This window comes from Paraburkholderia sp. GAS334 (assembly GCF_050436625.1).
Classification (GTDB): domain Bacteria; phylum Pseudomonadota; class Gammaproteobacteria; order Burkholderiales; family Burkholderiaceae; genus Paraburkholderia.
The window spans coordinates 294485-310221 of the sequence record NZ_JBNDMO010000009.1; the positions used below are offsets into that span (position 1 = coordinate 294485).

Genomic DNA, 15737 nt, shown 5'->3' on the forward strand with positions numbered 1-15737 from the left:
ATATATACTGTTTATATCGTTTATCAAAAGGAGATCCCTATGAACGAGCCCACCATCAAGAAGTCAACGAAGAAAGCTTTCCACTTTCCAAAAGGCGCGGCCGGCACAGTCGCACCGTCCGATAAAAAGGCCGGCGCAGTTGTTGAGTCAGTCGTGGTTGCGGAACCTGCGACGCCAAAGGTGGCACGTCAGAAGCGTGCGGCGGCGGTTGAAGCAAAGCCTGTCGCTGCGACCCCAGAAGAGAAAGTGAAGCGGGTGAAGAAGGAGAAGGTAGTTCGCGACAGCTTCACAATGCCCAAATCGGACTATGCGAAAATCGCGACCCTAAAGCAGAAGTGCCTGGACGCGGGCATCTCGGTGAAAAAGAGCGAGCTGCTGCGGGCCGGGCTGCTTCTGCTGGCGTCGACGCCGGATAAGCGCTTGCTGGCAGCGGTTTCAGCCGTCGAAACAATCAAGACGGGGCGCCCGGCAAAATCGTAGCCTTCCGACGCGCTGCATGAACGATGGGCGCGCCTTCCACTGTGGCGCGCACACTTCGCGAGCATTTCCGGTACGCGTTCTGTCCAACGCCGGCGTACAGCGCGTAGTCCAGTTGCATGCGTTCAGGCAAGGTTGCGCCCGGGCCGGTCAAGCACCCTGACGCAGCCTTGTCTGCGTGTTTATTCGGCAACTGGCTTGCCAGACACATCCTTCACCTTCGAGCGCCATTGCGTGCGAATCTCGTTCACCACGGCGTCCGGCAGCGTGATGTAGTCAAGTTCCTGCGCAGCCTGCGTTCCGTTCTTGAACGCCCAGTCGAAGAACTTCAGCGTTTCCTTGCCGTGGTCGGGCTTGTCCTGCACCGAATGCAGCAAGACGAAGGTAGCGCCTACGACGGGCCATGCATCCTTTCCGGGTTCGTTGGTGAGGATTTGATAGAACGTCTTCGACCAGTCGGCACCAGCGGCCGCCGCCTTGAATGTTTCCGTCGAGGGTCGAACGACTGAACCCGCCGGGTTTTGCAGCGCGGTGTACGCCATCTTGTTCTGCTTCGCGTAAGCCCATTCGACATAGCCGATCGCGCCCGGCAGCCGCTGGACAAAGGCTGCTACCCCGTCGTTTCCCTTGCCGCCGGTACCCGTTGGCCAGTTCACTGTCGTGCCTTCGCCAACCTTGCTCTTCCACTCAGGATTCACCTGCGCCAGATAGTGCGTCCAGATGAAGCTGGTTCCGGAACCATCGGCGCGGCGAACCACGGCGATATCGGTGTCGGGTAGCTTGACGCCAGGGTTCAGCGCAGTGATGGCGGGGTCGTTCCACTTCTTGACCTTGCCCAGGAAAATGTCGCCCAGCACGGGGCCGGACAACGTCAGCTCGCCGGGCTTCACGCCCGCTACGTTCGTCACGGGTACCACCCCGCCCACGACTGTCGGGAACTGGAACAAGCCGTCCCTAGCGAGTTCATCATCCTTCAGCGGTGCGTCGGAGCCGGCGAAGTCGACCGTTTTGGCAATGACCTGCTTGATGCCACCCGATGACCCGATGCCCTGATAGTTAATTCTGGCGCCACCGGCCTTCTGATAGGTATCGGCCCATTTTGTGTAGATGGGCGCCGCAAATGTGCTGCCGGCGCCGGTGACGTCGACGGCCCCAGCGCTCACACTCAGAAGCGCGCCACTCAAACCCGCAATCGCAAACCAGGCGAATCTCATGGGCGTTCTCCTTGAAAGGTTCGTAGGGATACTTGCCCAAAACTAGACCCGGTTGATGACAATTGGGTGACAACATTGGGCCATCGCGACTTGCATGATGGACTCGCGGATGGGTACGTTGAGGCGGCCAGCGCGAACTACCAGACCGCCGGTGGCTCGACGAACCGAACGACACGCCGCATGGCCATGACCGACGGCCAGGGGGTTGACGGCGGAATTATCTCAGGTCATGGTCCTGTCACAGACATGCAAGACAGACTCGGCAGAATCCCGCCTATAACCAGAAAATGCGCGATACGGGGTACGAGGGGTGATCAGAAAATATAAGGTGCTGTTTCTCTGTCGTGAGAATTCGGCACGCAGCATTATTGCGGAGGCTTTGCTCCGCGAACTGGCGGGCGACAGATTCGAGGCATTCAGCGCGGGCGCAACGCCGGCTGCACGGGTTCACTCGCTTGCTATTGCGCAACTGCGGCCCGGCGTTTCCGACCTGGAAGTCCTCAGTCCCAAAAGCTGGCTGGAATTTACGGGCGAATGGGCACCGCTAATGGACCTTGTCATCGCAATGGACGACTGCGTCGACGAGTATCATGCGCCGACGTTCCCTGGCGAACCGCACTTCATCAAGTGGAATTTCGCAGACCCGCTCGCGGAGGGCATGACGCACGCCGAGCGAACGAGGTCATTCGAAAAAGTGTTCTGGCAGATTGTGCGCCGCGTCAGCGTATTCATGGAGCTGCCTCGATACGCTGTCCCAATGGCGGAACATGCGACCACTATCGAATCCATTCCCGGTGCAAACGAGATGCTGTGCGCCCGTTAGCGGGTCGAAAGCCGCCTCATGCTGCGCGCCGGGCAAATCCCGGCTGGCTGTCGAAGCCTTCACTCTGTAACGCAAGCTCCAGGTTCTGGATGAATGCTTCGGCCCGCTGATGGCGACTCCGCGCAAGTGAGGGGCGGCGACTCATCGCAAGGATATCCACGATGCCTCTGGTCGAGACGCCGGTGGCAAAGCTGGACACGTCCGACACGTCAACCCAGCGGCAACGCGCAATCTCGTTGCCCGGCACTGCCGACTGGTTCCCGGCAATCCGGGCGACGAACACGTGGTGGCACGTGCGTACGCCGACAAACTCGAACATGTACCTGATGCCGAGAGCACGCAGGTGAGTTTCTTCGACCAGCTCGCGTACCGCCGCTTCTTCGAGGCTTTCGTCCGCTTTGGCTCGTCCGCCCGGCAATGACCATCTGGCATGTTCCTGGCGGACCAGCAGGATATGCGTTCCACGCTGGCATACAACAGTCGCACGTTGCTTCAAGGTGTCTCTTCCATTTATCGGGGCCGTGGATTGCTGCGGCATGCCGCATGCCTGAATGCACGGCCGCTGGCCGGCTTCCACCACAGCGCCCTATATCGTTTCCGGAGCGACCAGGTGCGGGTTCCCGTCACGCCAGTGCTCCGTCATCGGTCTGGTGTGCAGGACAATAGTGATTTTGGTACGTGACAGGTTTGTGACGAACGGGTCGTGGCTGGGAGCGGAAGCGCATTTTTCGAACGCTTCGCCCCGATTCCCTGCTGCTGAGGCCCACACAGGCCTGACGGCCGAACCTCGCCGATGACCTCCGTCGGGTATTTGAAGGCAGATCAAAAGCCGGACGTCGGCTGCGTCACGTGACTACCGCGTGGTGGACATCTTTCCAACCTCTTTTCGTCACCCGAAGCGCCTAGTTTTGCGGTTGTAACGCGCCGTAATCAGGTTACGAACGGAGATGCGCAGCGCTTTCGCGCTGCGGGATCGACTCCAAGTCCCCACACGAATCACGTCGACGGAGCATTCCATGAAGCGAATGAAGAAGGTGATTGATGCAAGCGTCACAAAAGGCTGTCTGCTTGGCACGGGGCTGATACTGGCCGCCGCGGGCGTCGTGTTCCCATCGGTGTCTGAAAGTCAGTCACAGGCCACGGCTGAATCGGCGCGCACTGCGTCGCCGATCAAACACGTGATCGTGATCGTCGGAGAAAACAGGACATTTGATCACGTCTTTGGCGCATACCGGCCGCGCGGTTCGCAAACCGTTTCGAACCTGCTTTCGAAGGGCATCATCACTGACGACGGCAAGCCGGGTCCGAATTTTTCGCGTGCCGCCCAATACACGGCCGTCGCAAATGACCCCTCGCGTTTCGATTTGAGCCCGGGCTCGCGCCAACTGTATCCGGTCCTGCCTGCGCCCAATACGGGCTTTGTGAATACGTCAGCGAGCGACACAAGCCCACCGCCGTTTGCGACCCTTGCGATGGCAACCGCCGTTGAAGGTAACTCGCTCGAACCTCAGGACCTCGTGCATCTGACGACCGGCGCGTCCGGGCTGGCGCAGCAGGTGCCCGACACGCGTTTCGGTGCCAACACATTCAATCTGCCGAACGGCCCCTATCAGATTTCGCGAGTCGGCCCGAATTACGATCAGTACATGAACAGTCCCGTGCACCGTTTTTACCAGAACTGGCAGCAGGCAGACTGCAATGTTTCGCACGCAACGCCCGGCAATCCGAGTGGCTGCAGGATGGATCTTTTTGCATGGGTCGAGACGTCGGTCGGAGCGGGATCGAACGGCAAATCGCAGCCCGCCGGTTTCAATGACCAGACGACAAGCGAAGGCTCGACTGCGCTCGGCTATTACAACGTCAATACCGGAGACATGCCGTACTTCACCGAACTGGCGCGCAAGTACACGATCAGCGACAACTATCACCAGCCGGTGATGGGGGGCACGGGCGCGAACAGCATCATGATCGGCACGGCCGACGCGCTCTATTACACGGACGGTCACGGCAACGCGACGACACCGCCCGCCAACGAAATCGAGAATCCGTTTCCGCAGCCGGGCACCAACAACTGGTATACGCAGGACGGCTATTCGGGCGGTACGTACAGCAACTGCTCCGACCCGGGTCAACCGGGCGTAGGGGCCATCCGGCATTACCTCGATACGCTGCCGTATCACCCGAAGGCCAATTGCGCGTCGAATACCTGGTACCTGCTGAACAACTACAACCCCGGGTACAACGGCGACGGCACCGTGAATACGGCCACGTTCACCATTCCACCTTCGCCGGTGCCGACGATCGCCGACTCGCTCCTTGCGAAGAATATTTCATGGAAGTATTACGGGGAAGGGTGGAACACGTTCGTCTGGCATCCGTCGACAAGCGTGTATTGCAACATCTGCAATCCGTTCCTGTATGAAACTGCGATCATGACCAGTCCCGCGCTGGTAAAGGCGCATATGCAGGATACGACCGATCTGTACGCGGATATCGCAAACGGCACCTTGCCGGCGGTGTCGTTCGTCAAACCGGGGGGCTTGCTCGACGGACATCCGGAATCTTCGAAGTTTGGGCTCTATGAAGGTTTCGTTCGCAAGATCATCGACTCGGTCCAGAAGAATCCAGCGCTCTGGGCATCGACAGCGATTTTCATCACCACCGACGAAGGCGGCGGCTACTATGACTCGGGATACATCCAGCCTGTCGACTTCTTCGGCGACGGCCCGCGTATTCCGCTGATCGTGGTATCACCGCTCTCGCGAGGAGGGCGAGTCGTGCACGAATATTCGGACCACGTATCGATTGTCAAATTCATCGAACGCAACTGGTCGCTCGATCCGATTACACGGCGCAGCCGGGACAATCTGCCGAATCCGGTGCAACTCCCACTTGACCCGTACGTGCCCGTGAATGCGCCCGCGATCGGCGATCTGTTCAACTCATTCCGCTTCGACCGACGGGACGATGGTGGTAGCGACGATGGTCATTCAGACGCGAACGGCGGCCACGGCGGTTTCGGGTGGTGGCCTTTCTAGTTTCGATCTCAACATTATCCAGCCAGCGGACATGACATCGTGCAAACGACGTCGTGTCCGCCGGTCAGGCCGTTGTCCCCGAACGCCGCTGAACTGGCTATTGACGCTCCTTACTCCATCGCCACCGGCCCCACCCGATCCCACGATGGATTCGCCCGGCTCGACAGGCCAAACGACCCATCAACATCGTCATCGGTTAGCGCCGTGACGGCATTCACTCCTCGCACTGCACATCGTGCTTTGGCACGACGATGATCACCGGGTATGTCCCCCGGTCGAGTTCCACGCGCGCGACCACGGCCATCGTCGCGTTGTCGATGTCGTCGTACACGCTGACTTTTTCATGCCGGAGGCTTGTGATGCCGGTACAGGCAGACGCGCGACCCTCATCGGAGATCTGGCATTGGAACGGGTTGTCTGCAAGGTAGCGATATTTGTCTCTGTCGGGGGTCGCAAGGTATTCACGAACGCTCTGTGCCGATCCCCCGACGCCGGTGACATACCCAATGGCGCACTGCTGTCTGGGTGTATCGCTGCCCGCGGATGTTTCGGCTTTCGCAGCCGTCCCTGCGGCCGCGATGAGCGCCGCGAGTGTCGATGCAAGGAGGTATTTCATGGCGCAAATCACGGTTGTCGGATCGAAGTGCTGGATTGTAATGGCATCTTGTCCAACGGGTCTGAAAGCGAAGAACGGCTGCTATTGCCAGATTCGAGGCGCTGTTCAAGGCTGACGACGGAAGTGCCTCGATTGGCGCGCGCGCTGGCGATCGTTAACCCGTGCTTGACATGCAAGGGATTGCTTGCCTATAGTTCATGCAACAGATTACTTGCATGTAGCCGCCCATGGCCGAGCGCCTCGATGACACCGACTTGCTGTTCAAAGCCCTCGCCGATCCCAGCCGGCGCAAGCTGCTGGACTTGCTGCACGCACACGACGGCCGCACCCTCAACGATTTGTGCGAGCACCTGGACATGACGCGGCAGGGCGTGACGCAGCATCTGGGCGTGCTGGAGGCGGCGAACCTGGTGGTCACCATGTGGCGCGGCCGCGAGAAGCTGCACTTCCTCAATCCGGTGCCGCTGCAGGAGATCTACGAGCGCTGGATAGCCAAGTTCGAAAAGCCGCGCCTCAAGGCGCTGGGCGACCTGAAACGACGACTGGAGAAAGCCAATGGCTAGATCGACTTTTGTCTACGTGACCTACATTCGCACCACGCCGGAGAAGCTGTGGTCAGCGCTGACCGACGTGGAGTTCATAGAGCAGTACTGGTTCGGCATGCACTGCGAAAGCCAGTGGACGGCGGGATCCTCGTGGAAGATGGTGTCCGGCGACGGTCAGATCTACGACACCGGCGAGATCGTCGAGGCCGAGCCGCCACGGCGCCTGGTGATCCGCTGGCAACACCAGAACAAGCCCGAGCTCAAGGCCGAAGGCGAGTCGCAATGCACGATGGAACTGGAACCCAGTGGAACAGCGGTCAAGCTCTCCATCACCCACACCATCGAGCGCGAACCCTCGAAATTCATCGAGGCGGTGTCCGGCGGCTGGCCGAAGGTCATCTCCAACCTGAAGTCCCTGCTGGAGACCGGCTCCATCGCTCTGCAGGACCCGTACCCGACGGGCAATCCCTACGGCCGCCGCTGACATCCCATGGAGAGCGCCCACTCTGGAAGGAGCAACCATGGCAAAGGGTCCGGCCAACTGCCGCGCAAACATGCGCCATGCGCCTCGTCACACCTTCTTGACGAATTCCGATTTCAGGCTCATGGCGCCGAAGCCATCGATCTTGCAATCGATATCGTGGTCACTGTCCACCAGTCGGATATTTTTTACCTTGGTGCCCATCTTGATCACCCCAGCCGAACCCTTCAGTTTCAAGTCCTTGATGACAGTGACGGTATCCCCATCCTGCAAGACATTTCCAGCTGAATCGCGATAAACCCCGTCCACCGTTTCGGTCGGCGCGGCTGCTTGCGCCGACCATTCATGCGCACACTCCGGGCAGATGTACACGCCCGCATCTTCGTAGGTGAACTCGGAATTGCATTTCGGACAGGGGGGCAATGCGCTCATGTGAAATCCTTGGTGCCTGACGAAGGCAATAAAAGCGGCAAAGTATATCGCTGTCCGGTGGCTTGCTTGTCCTGCCGTGCTCATGATGTCAATGTTGAGCGTCCGCTTCCGGCCCGGCGGTGGACGGCCGGTTTGATGGTCTTATCGTCCGATTCAGACCGACTTGACCTCTCCGCCGTCCATCCTCAGCGTCGAGCCCGTCATCCAGTGAGCCGCCGGCGACACGATGAACGCCATCAGCCCGGCAATCTCCTCGGGCGTGCCATAGCGGGCGATCCCCGCTTCAAGCGGAAACCTCGCCGTCGCTTCTTCGACAGTCAGGTTGTGCAGCGGTGCCCAATGTTCCAGATAGGATTGCCTCCGACCCGTCATCACGGGGCCGGGCAACACGCTGTTGACCTGAACACCGTCTGCGATACCCCGGTCTGAGAACGCCTTTGCTAGCGCCACGATCGCCGCGTTGATCGTGCCCACGGCCGCGTAGGGTGCTTTGGGAACCAGAGCTGAATTGCCCGACATGAATACCACCGATCCTGACGTTTCCTTCAACGACGGCCACGCCGCGACCGTCAATCGCCGCGCGCCGTGGAGCTTCAGTTCGAGGCCACGGTTCCATTGATCGTCGGTCATCTCGAAGACATCGATCTGCGGCACCGCGCCCGCGATGTTGAGCAATGCGTCGATCTGCCCGAACGCCGACAGAGTCTGGTCGACGACTTTCTGTGCGGCGTCGGGGTGAGACAGGTCGAGGTCGATTACAAGCGGCCCGGCACCTGATTTTTTCACGTCGACGGCGGTCTGGTCGAGGTTCTCGCGGTTGCGCGCAACCAGCACGATCGCGGTAAAGTCTTGCGCCAGCCTGATTGCGGTCGAACGGCCGATACCCTGGCTCGCGCCCGTGACGATTGCTACTCTCCTGGACATTTCCTTTCTCCCTAGCTCGTGGACGAACCACTTGAATAGCGATTCAGTGGACCACGACCATCTTTCCGCCAGCCTCGTTCGCTTCCATCACACGATGGGCTTCGCGAATTTCGTCGAAACCAAACACTCGGGAGGGCTTCGCGTTGAATCGGCCGGCGGCAACGTCTTCGGCGATCTTCTGAAGCGGTACGTCGGAAAGTGGAAAACCCGGCGTGCCGAATACGAAACTGCCGAAGAAACTCAGGTAGACACCACTCGCCATCTGGAGGAGAGGATTGAAATCGACAATCGGATCGAGGCCGCCCAACCAGCCCGCAAGACAGGCACGGCCACCTCGCCGCAACATTGCGAGGGAATCGAGTATGGTGCTGTTACCGACGAGATCGAGTACGGCATCGATCTGCTTCGCTTCGGCAATGCGCTTCGAAAGGTCGGGGCCTTCGACCTCGACGCGCGCGACGCCTAAGCCTTCCAGCATCGCAAAACGCGCCGGATTGCGGGTTGTCGCGATGACCTTCGCGCCGGCGTTGACTGCCAGGTTGACGGCCGCCTGCCCAAACGACGATGTCGCACCCCGGATGACGACCGTTTGCCCGTGCGCAATCTCGAGGTTACGGAAAAGGCACGTCCACGCCGTTGCATACGTTTCCGGAATGGCCGCGAGGTCAGCCCACGGCAGCCCGGACTCGATCAGCGCCACATTGGACACTGGCGCCCGTGTGTATTCCGCATAGCTGCCGTTGATGGTTCGCCCGAGACCGCCCATCAACGCGGCGACCTTCGCGCCAATCGGGAATTCGCCGCCGGGACACGACTTCACCACGCCCACACACTCGATACCACTGACCCTGGCAGCTTCGGCCCACTCGCCGCGACGCATGTGCATCTCGGCGTGGTTGATGCCGAATGCCTTGATTTCGATGACCACATGACCTGCCAGTGGTTCGGGCTCGGGCAGTTCCGTGTACACGAGGCTATCGAGGCCGCCGAATTTGTCTAGCACGATTGCACGCATGACTTTTCTCCTTCAGTTTGAAGACACCGCTGTTGATGCCGACGATGCGTTCGCATGTCAGCGAAATAAGCGTTAGCGAGCCAGGATTGACTCGGCCGCTTCGTCGATCACGCTGGCCACGGCGTCAGGCGCCGTTACGATTGGCGTGTGATCGACCTGGTATGAGCGCACGAGTGCGTTCATTCGCCGCGCCATGAAATGCTGGGTGTCGGCGCTGATCATCCGGTCCTGCTCAGCGATCAGGAACCAGCTCGGAAGATCCTTCCAGTGCGGGCGCCCAACCGTCTCGGCGATGCACGAAACCGCAATGGGACGTTGAACCGCGCCGAGCACCGTCAACGCTTGCGCCGCTGCGTGCTGAGCGAACGCAGCCGCGAATGCCTCATCAGGCAGCCATATCAGGCCATGTCGATCCGGTGACAGCTTCGGCGCCTGCGGATGCGCTTCACCGCGGTAGAAAACATCGCCCACCGTTTCGCCTTCGTCGGGCGCAAGCGCCGCAACGTAGACCAATGCCTTGACGTTTTCGGCGGACGTTGAACCAATCACTGCGCCAGCGTAAGCATGCCCGGCGAGCACAACCGGACCTTCGATCCGTTCCAGGGTTCTATTCAGGGCGGCAACGTCTTCGTGCAAAGAGCTGAGCGGCAACGGAGCCGCGACTGCATTTATGCCGTGTATCTTCAGACGTTCGATGACTTTGCTCCAGCTCGAGCCATCCGTCCACGCGCCGTGCACAAGCACCGCGCTCACGTTCCCAATAGACATTTCTCGCTCCTTTGAAAGTTGTGGGTGCTGCTTGTAACGCACGCGCATCGTGCCGCGCGCCTGGTAACCTCTAAATATCGTCTAAACAGGTTACAGATGTGGTGTGTAACTTGTCAAGAGTATTTTTAGTGGTTACGATGCAATCATCGTTACTTCGCATTCGCCATGAGAGATGGACTACCGTCAGATTCCCCCGATATTCGTGGCCGATGCACATGGCCTTGATTTCCTGAACTCGGTCGCGACGCCGGTGGATGAGGAGGTCGACTGGATCAGCGACGGGGAGGGCTTGCTGGCCTGGCTGGAACAGACCGGACTGGTGCCACGCACAGCGCTCGAGGCGATACGGATTCGGTCCACGGCCGCCGAACTCAACGACGTTGCGGCGCGGGCGCGCGTTCTGCGCGAGTGGTTCAGGGGATTTGTCCAGAAGAGGAAGGGGCGGCCGTTGACCGCCAGAGATCTGCGTGAGCTCGAACCTTTAAATCAACTGCTCGAACGGGACGAACAGCATGGAGAAATCGTCACGAACATCCTGGCGGGCGTTACGACCTTTGAACTTCGCGGGAATCGACGCTGGCAGTCGTCAGAGTCGTTGCTGATGCCGATAGCCGAGGCGCTGGCCAGAGTCGTATGTGACGAGGACTTCACGCACGTGAAAGCCTGCGAAGGCCCCAGATGCACATTGATGTTTGCCGATCACACGCGGGGCCACGCCCGCCGGTGGTGCAGCATGGCGACCTGCGGTAACCGCGCGAAGGTTGCGGCTCACCGGAAGCGGTTCAGGGAGCGGAAGAACGGTTGACGTTACGGTAGATTTCGATCGATCGACGTCCCGCTCACTCCAGGGAGCGCGCTATGCGTGCAGAAAAGTTGGCCGCCTTCGACCCGAGGAGCATGAAGGTTGGACTCGACCGTCTATTTGTAAATGCAAGGCCTTCGACAATCATTGCGCCGAGATGCAAAACGCCAGCAACCCCGACGTAATCTCGTCGATGATTTTCTTCATTTCCGGATACGGCGGATGGAAGGGCGTTGGGTTATTCGGACTGCCCCACTCGATCGTGTACGAAAACACCTTTGCTTTTTTTGCGTCCACCAGGTGACGGCTGAACGCATAGTCATCCGATGTGCCGGCCGTCGGATAGAGGCTCATCGACTGTTCCGTCTTGTAGACGCGGCCGCGCGATGCCTTGATCGCGTCACGCATCTCATTTGCCAGTTGGACTGCGAGCTTCTTGTCCTCAGCCGCGATGTATTCGCTGTACGCCTTGTCATTAGCGATGCCGCGCTTGCCGTCATACGCGGGATTCCGGAAATTCATGTCGGGATCGCTGCTTTGATCGACATCGTCACCCCAGTTGTACAGGATGTCTTCCGAGTAGCTATGCAGGTCGACAAAATAGCGAATGTGCGGAAAGGTATCGAACATCCACACGGCATTTTGTGTCTCGGGCTCTGAGGCAGGTGCGGGTCCGATGTAGATATCGTGGTCGCATGGGTCGGTGGAATTTTCAATGGGACACTTCGGATCGAAGTACTTTGGAAAGTCCCAGAGGAAGTCGTAGTTACGGTTGACGTCCACACCGACGCAGCTGGATTGTGCATGCCCAGCCGCCGCGGGGCGACGATTTTTGCGCCACATCGGTTCGGTCGCCATGCTGTAGTTGCGTCCGTCAGGATTGGCTTGCGGAAAGACGTACACGTCCTTCGTGTCCACCACGGATTTTATCTGCGCGGCGGTAAAGGTCCTGCTGCCAATCGTGATATCCGTATTTGTCCGGTATGCGTTTGTGAGCAGTTGTACGAAGTTGACAAGAATGTCGGGGCTGCCCCACTCGCGCGCGTGAACGCCGCCAAGGAAATAGATTCCGGGGCGCCCCTGTCCGCTTCCTTTGCCAATCTTGAGCGCGTGACAGACGCGCTTCTCCCAGGTCTCGTTCGGCAGTTTTATCAACGTGGTGATCGCGTCATTCGGAGGATCAGCTTCGGCGGCGAGTGCCGCTTCGACGTGTGCCACGTCGAGGTACCCCGTACTGGCGGCAACCGACAACGCTTCACGCGTTAGCGCGACCCCAGCGCTTTCGCGCTTCTCCCTCTGTCGCGCCATACCCTCGACGTCAGCATCCTCGAGACGTTCCACCTTGTAACCCGCGCTCTCGAGCGCATGGATTTGCTCTTCGCTTGCGTGCGCATCGACGCGATAACCATCGGCAACTTTCTCGACGGTATGCCGGGCAACCGTGACCTTATGTCTGGTCACGAGGTCAGCCATCGCCGCATAGTCGCTTCCGATAATTCGTGCATGCCAGGTTGACATGGTTATTCTCCCGTGACGGTTCTTCGCCTCTGTAACTAGAAAGACGGGTAGGGTGTCAGCCATTTCAAATCTGGAAGCCGTTGGCGCGCCGCCGCGATCGAACTGGGCGACGAAGGTAGAACGGACACTATTTGAGCAGCGTTCGCCCGGGTCCCGGGCTTTTCGGTTAGCCTTGGTGAGCGAATCCCGCGACCGCAGCGTTTCCGGTCAATGCCGGCCCATTCATTGTTCAACCTGTTGCCAGGAGTCCGTCCCGTGCGTGAGATCAGCGCTGTCGTTCGCGGATTTATTGAGGAGGTTCTGAACTAGGGGCATATCGATGCAACTGATAAGTTCTTCTGGGAGGACATGGTGGAACAGGTCCCATTCCCTGGCCAAGGTCCCGGTCTCGAAGGCCTCAAGGACGTCCTGCGGGGCATGCGGGCCGCGTTCCCGGATATGCATTGGCGCATTGAGGAGCAACTTTCTGACGCAGACCGGGTGCTGACCCGCTTCGAATGGACGGGCACGCACAGTGGAGCGTTTCTCGGCGTGCCCGCCACCGGGCGTCCTGTACGCGTCTGGGGTATGGTTATCGACCGCGTTCAAGAGGGCAAGATCAAGGAGAGCCGCATCATCATGGACACACTCGGGTTGATGATACAACTCGGTGTGGCCGTCCCGCCGGGCCATTAAGGTCGGCGACGCTTGACCTTGCTTCGCAGTGGTCTACATCCGCAGCGGTGTTGTGCCGCGCCATCCATTGAACGCCTTGTGTCAAACTCTATGGTTTGTTCACAAAAGAACAAAGGAGGGAGCGATGCGCCAGATGACCGTTTGGGTACTCGTTGCAGGACTCCTGCTGCATTGCCAAAAACGCGGTCGCGGCGAAGCTGACTTTGGGTCGACTTGACTCCGGCACCAAGGCACAGGTCGCTGGTCGCTCGCTTGCGATTTGCGAAATGTTACGCGGTCGTCGGCCCGACCTGAAGGAACTAGGCGAGGTACAGCGGCTTCTCCCGTTTTCGGAGCGATCGACGACGCGTGGCGCCGCTGCAATTGATAATAGAAGAGCATCTCGAAGGGTATGCAATGACGGACGAGTTTGAAATTCACGGCCCGCACGATCACGCGGTAGAGCACGCGTCGCACGGCGATACTTTCTCGGCGCGAATTGCCGTGATGACGGCTATCCTCGCAACGCTCGGGGCATTCGGGTCTTATCAGAGCGGCAACACAGAAAATCTCGCGCTGATTGCCAAGAATGAGGCCGCTATCAGTAAGACGGAAGCAGCGAAGCAGTGGGGCTATTTTCAGGCAAAGGGCGAAAAACAGAATCTCGCGGAATTAGGTGCCGCAATTGTCGACCCGACCTCAGCTGCTCGATCAAAGTTCGAAGCGGACGTGAACAAGTATCGCGAACAGAAGGAACCGATCCGACAACAGGCTGAGGCACTAGAGAAGGATGTAGAGCGGGCGAACGCGCGGAGCGAGACTCTATTGCATAGTCATCACCGCTGGGCACAAGCCACCACCGCAGTGCAGATATCGATCGCGCTCGCTGCAATCACCCTGCTCACGCGAAAGCGCTGGCTGCAGGTCATGTCGTTTGGGGTCGCAGTATGCGGCGTGTCTCTAGGCGCTGCGGCGCTCCTGTCGTGGTAGCTCGGCACTACTTTTCGTACTCGTCGCCTTGCGATGGAAAACCTGATCTCCGTCGATCGCTGGTGCTGAACGGACGCCCGTCTTGATTGCAGCCGGGGTATCTCTTCCAACTATTGCGCCGATTCGAGACTGCACGTGGCATATGAACACCATGCCTGGTTGCATACGGAGTAGGTCCAGAAATCGACCAGCACCACCTCGCCGCGCAGCGACCGCGCTGTGAGCGGCGGGCTGTTGAGCCATTGAGTGGCGCCGTCGACGCTGGCCCCCTTGAGGGTGGCACCCGTGAGGAGCGGGCCCAGGACCGGGCCAGCGCACGGCGCCCACAGGAGCCCCGTGGCCACGCCCAGACCCACCGCCGAGTGCACCGAATCGTCCTCGCTCTCGCTGCGCTCGGTGAGCTTGTTGCCGAGTGCCGCGAGCGGACGGGTGATCCATTCGGCGACGTGGTCGGATAGCAACTACTGGTTGCGGGTTTCGTCTCGATTGATCTAGCGTCATCAATCGGGAGCTTCAGTCGCTGGGAAATCGGAAGAAGGTTGTTTGCGAAAGCCATGGTTGGTTATGCTGATTGAAATTTCATTTTCAGATGCATGAGACAGGCGTGCAGCCGCCTGGTGCCCGGCACCATCGGTTACAGCCATGGGTGTGAAGGCTATTCGCGGCAGAAGTGCCGCAGGTTGATCATCGTGTAAGCAAGGGTCTTGAATGCGTAGTGCAGGTGACTGAGGCGATCAAAGCGAAGCAGCAGGCGACGGAACTTGTCCTCCCAGCCAAAGACGCGCTCGATGGTGCTGAAGCGTTCTTCGAAAATCCATGGTTCGAACAGTGGCTTGCGACCTCGCTTCGGTGATTTGCGTCCGCGCGGGTTAGGGTTGATGTTAGGCGTCATGCCGCGATTGAAAATCGCCTTGCGGTTGTACCGGCAATCGTAGACGCCATCCAGGCTGACGACGGTGCCTTGCAGGTTCATGCCAATCTCGCGGGCGATGCGCGTTACCAGCGGTAACGCTTCGCGCAGCAGCGGCGATTCATTATCGTTGCCGGGGGCAGCGACAAACGGTGCGATCACATTGCAATTCCGGTCGCAGAAGGCCACGACCTTATCGCCCTTCATTTTCTTGTGTCCGCTGAAGCCGATGTTGTCGCCGCTTTTTTTCGCTGCCGTGGTGGTGCCATCGCCATGAATGATGCTGATGTCCAGGAGTTCAGCCTGATGAAGTTTGAGCACCGAACCGGCAAAGATGGCCGCGATGCAACCCTGCGCTTCCCAGCGTCGGAAGGCGCGGTAGATACGCGTGTGATGGATTTCAGGACGACCATCCCGATCCTTTTCGATCGGCAATTCCTTCCACTGACACCCAAGTACAGCAGTTTCAGAATGTAGTTGAAGATCGCATGCGGGCTCAGTTTCGATGCCGGTCCACGAGTGCCGCGGGA

The 15737-nt window shown here is 59.3% G+C and carries 18 protein-coding genes; 8 read left to right on the top strand and 10 right to left on the bottom strand.

The window, feature by feature from the left end; all coding sequences use genetic code 11:
- Positions 1–39: 39 nt before the first annotated feature.
- The gene (locus P3T21_RS19075) at positions 40–480 is read left to right on the top strand and encodes a hypothetical protein (protein WP_429257492.1); all 441 of its coding nucleotides are present in this window, start codon (positions 40–42) and stop codon (positions 478–480) included.
- Between the two features lie 179 nt (positions 481–659).
- Here the strand turns inward: P3T21_RS19075 and pstS are convergent, their stop codons facing one another.
- Entirely contained in the window at positions 660–1691 is a 1032-nt protein-coding gene (pstS, locus tag P3T21_RS19080; RefSeq protein WP_429257493.1) for a phosphate ABC transporter substrate-binding protein PstS, read from the bottom strand.
- A 310-nt stretch (positions 1692–2001) separates the two neighbouring features.
- On the opposite strand from pstS, the gene P3T21_RS19085 reads away from it, so the two are divergent.
- Entirely contained in the window at positions 2002–2514 is a 513-nt protein-coding gene (locus P3T21_RS19085) for an arsenate reductase ArsC (protein ID WP_429257494.1), read from the top strand.
- A gap of 16 nt (positions 2515–2530) precedes the next feature.
- Here P3T21_RS19085 and P3T21_RS19090 read toward each other — a convergent pair whose 3' ends face one another.
- Positions 2531–3052, bottom strand: a complete 522-nt coding sequence (locus P3T21_RS19090; RefSeq protein WP_429257495.1) for an NUDIX hydrolase — start codon at positions 3050–3052, stop codon at positions 2531–2533.
- Positions 3053–3530: 478 nt separating this feature from the next.
- On the opposite strand from P3T21_RS19090, the gene P3T21_RS19095 reads away from it, so the two are divergent.
- Positions 3531–5552: an alkaline phosphatase family protein gene (locus P3T21_RS19095; protein ID WP_429257496.1), complete on the top strand. Its 2022-nt coding sequence runs from the start codon at positions 3531–3533 to the stop codon at positions 5550–5552.
- A gap of 214 nt (positions 5553–5766) precedes the next feature.
- On the opposite strand, the gene P3T21_RS19100 is transcribed toward P3T21_RS19095, so the two are convergent.
- Positions 5767–6168, bottom strand: a complete 402-nt coding sequence (locus tag P3T21_RS19100) for a hypothetical protein (RefSeq protein WP_429257497.1) — start codon at positions 6166–6168, stop codon at positions 5767–5769.
- Positions 6169–6395: 227 nt separating this feature from the next.
- Here P3T21_RS19100 and P3T21_RS19105 point away from each other — a divergent pair, with 227 nt between their 5' ends.
- Both P3T21_RS19105 and P3T21_RS19110 read left to right on the top strand, forming a co-directional pair.
- Positions 6396–6731, top strand: coding sequence for an ArsR/SmtB family transcription factor (locus tag P3T21_RS19105; protein ID WP_429257498.1), 336 nt, complete (start codon positions 6396–6398; stop codon positions 6729–6731).
- A complete protein-coding gene (locus P3T21_RS19110; RefSeq protein WP_429257499.1) occupies positions 6724–7197 on the top strand; it encodes an SRPBCC family protein in 474 nt (157 codons plus the stop codon). Before P3T21_RS19105 ends, P3T21_RS19110 begins: the two co-directional genes overlap by 8 nt.
- A gap of 87 nt (positions 7198–7284) precedes the next feature.
- Here the strand turns inward: P3T21_RS19110 and P3T21_RS19115 are convergent, their stop codons facing one another.
- From P3T21_RS19115 to P3T21_RS19130, 4 genes are all read right to left on the bottom strand, one after another.
- Positions 7285–7626, bottom strand: coding sequence for a zinc ribbon domain-containing protein YjdM (locus P3T21_RS19115; protein ID WP_429257500.1), 342 nt, complete (start codon positions 7624–7626; stop codon positions 7285–7287).
- Between the two features lie 153 nt (positions 7627–7779).
- Positions 7780–8550: an SDR family oxidoreductase gene (locus P3T21_RS19120; RefSeq protein WP_429257501.1), complete on the bottom strand. Its 771-nt coding sequence runs from the start codon at positions 8548–8550 to the stop codon at positions 7780–7782.
- A gap of 43 nt (positions 8551–8593) precedes the next feature.
- Positions 8594–9565, bottom strand: a complete 972-nt coding sequence (locus P3T21_RS19125; protein ID WP_429257502.1) for a zinc-binding alcohol dehydrogenase family protein — start codon at positions 9563–9565, stop codon at positions 8594–8596.
- A gap of 72 nt (positions 9566–9637) precedes the next feature.
- Positions 9638–10333, bottom strand: coding sequence for an alpha/beta hydrolase (locus P3T21_RS19130; protein ID WP_429257503.1), 696 nt, complete (start codon positions 10331–10333; stop codon positions 9638–9640).
- A gap of 172 nt (positions 10334–10505) precedes the next feature.
- On the opposite strand from P3T21_RS19130, the gene P3T21_RS19135 reads away from it, so the two are divergent.
- Positions 10506–11138 (top strand): CGNR zinc finger domain-containing protein, encoded by a 633-nt coding sequence (locus tag P3T21_RS19135; protein ID WP_429257504.1) that lies wholly within the window; start codon positions 10506–10508, stop codon positions 11136–11138.
- A gap of 141 nt (positions 11139–11279) precedes the next feature.
- Here P3T21_RS19135 and P3T21_RS19140 read toward each other — a convergent pair whose 3' ends face one another.
- Positions 11280–12653 carry a M14 family metallopeptidase gene (locus P3T21_RS19140; RefSeq protein WP_429257505.1) on the bottom strand — a complete coding sequence of 458 codons (1374 nt, stop codon included), beginning with the start codon at positions 12651–12653 and terminating at the stop codon, positions 11280–11282.
- A gap of 315 nt (positions 12654–12968) precedes the next feature.
- Here P3T21_RS19140 and P3T21_RS19145 point away from each other — a divergent pair, with 315 nt between their 5' ends.
- Positions 12969–13328 carry an ester cyclase gene (locus P3T21_RS19145; protein ID WP_429257540.1) on the top strand — a complete coding sequence of 120 codons (360 nt, stop codon included), beginning with the start codon at positions 12969–12971 and terminating at the stop codon, positions 13326–13328.
- Between the two features lie 396 nt (positions 13329–13724).
- Positions 13725–14297 carry a DUF4337 domain-containing protein gene (locus P3T21_RS19150; RefSeq protein WP_429257541.1) on the top strand — a complete coding sequence of 191 codons (573 nt, stop codon included), beginning with the start codon at positions 13725–13727 and terminating at the stop codon, positions 14295–14297.
- Positions 14298–14407: 110 nt separating this feature from the next.
- Here the strand turns inward: P3T21_RS19150 and P3T21_RS19155 are convergent, their stop codons facing one another.
- Both P3T21_RS19155 and P3T21_RS19160 read right to left on the bottom strand, forming a co-directional pair.
- Positions 14408–14758 (bottom strand): hypothetical protein, encoded by a 351-nt coding sequence (locus P3T21_RS19155; protein ID WP_429257506.1) that lies wholly within the window; start codon positions 14756–14758, stop codon positions 14408–14410.
- Between the two features lie 194 nt (positions 14759–14952).
- Positions 14953–15642 (bottom strand): hypothetical protein, encoded by a 690-nt coding sequence (locus P3T21_RS19160; protein ID WP_429257507.1) that lies wholly within the window; start codon positions 15640–15642, stop codon positions 14953–14955.
- Between the last annotated feature and the right edge of the window lie 95 nt (positions 15643–15737).

What these genes read in the sequence shown, in the direction of transcription:
- P3T21_RS19135 (WP_429257504.1), top strand. Translation starts at nt 10,506, where the DNA reads ATGGACTACCGTCAGATTCCCCCGATATTCGTGGCCGATGCACATGGC.
- P3T21_RS19095 (WP_429257496.1), top strand. Translation starts at nt 3,531, where the DNA reads ATGAAGCGAATGAAGAAGGTGATTGATGCAAGCGTCACAAAAGGCTGT.
- P3T21_RS19120 (WP_429257501.1), bottom strand. Translation starts at nt 8,550, where the DNA reads ATGTCCAGGAGAGTAGCAATCGTCACGGGCGCGAGCCAGGGTATCGGC.
- pstS (WP_429257493.1), bottom strand. Translation starts at nt 1,691, where the DNA reads ATGAGATTCGCCTGGTTTGCGATTGCGGGTTTGAGTGGCGCGCTTCTG.
- P3T21_RS19105 (WP_429257498.1), top strand. Translation starts at nt 6,396, where the DNA reads ATGGCCGAGCGCCTCGATGACACCGACTTGCTGTTCAAAGCCCTCGCC.
- P3T21_RS19075 (WP_429257492.1), top strand. Translation starts at nt 40, where the DNA reads ATGAACGAGCCCACCATCAAGAAGTCAACGAAGAAAGCTTTCCACTTT.
- P3T21_RS19115 (WP_429257500.1), bottom strand. Translation starts at nt 7,626, where the DNA reads ATGAGCGCATTGCCCCCCTGTCCGAAATGCAATTCCGAGTTCACCTAC.
- P3T21_RS19110 (WP_429257499.1), top strand. Translation starts at nt 6,724, where the DNA reads ATGGCTAGATCGACTTTTGTCTACGTGACCTACATTCGCACCACGCCG.
- P3T21_RS19140 (WP_429257505.1), bottom strand. Translation starts at nt 12,653, where the DNA reads ATGTCAACCTGGCATGCACGAATTATCGGAAGCGACTATGCGGCGATG.
- P3T21_RS19125 (WP_429257502.1), bottom strand. Translation starts at nt 9,565, where the DNA reads ATGCGTGCAATCGTGCTAGACAAATTCGGCGGCCTCGATAGCCTCGTG.
- P3T21_RS19100 (WP_429257497.1), bottom strand. Translation starts at nt 6,168, where the DNA reads ATGAAATACCTCCTTGCATCGACACTCGCGGCGCTCATCGCGGCCGCA.
- P3T21_RS19090 (WP_429257495.1), bottom strand. Translation starts at nt 3,052, where the DNA reads ATGCCGCAGCAATCCACGGCCCCGATAAATGGAAGAGACACCTTGAAG.
- P3T21_RS19130 (WP_429257503.1), bottom strand. Translation starts at nt 10,333, where the DNA reads ATGTCTATTGGGAACGTGAGCGCGGTGCTTGTGCACGGCGCGTGGACG.
- P3T21_RS19150 (WP_429257541.1), top strand. Translation starts at nt 13,725, where the DNA reads ATGACGGACGAGTTTGAAATTCACGGCCCGCACGATCACGCGGTAGAG.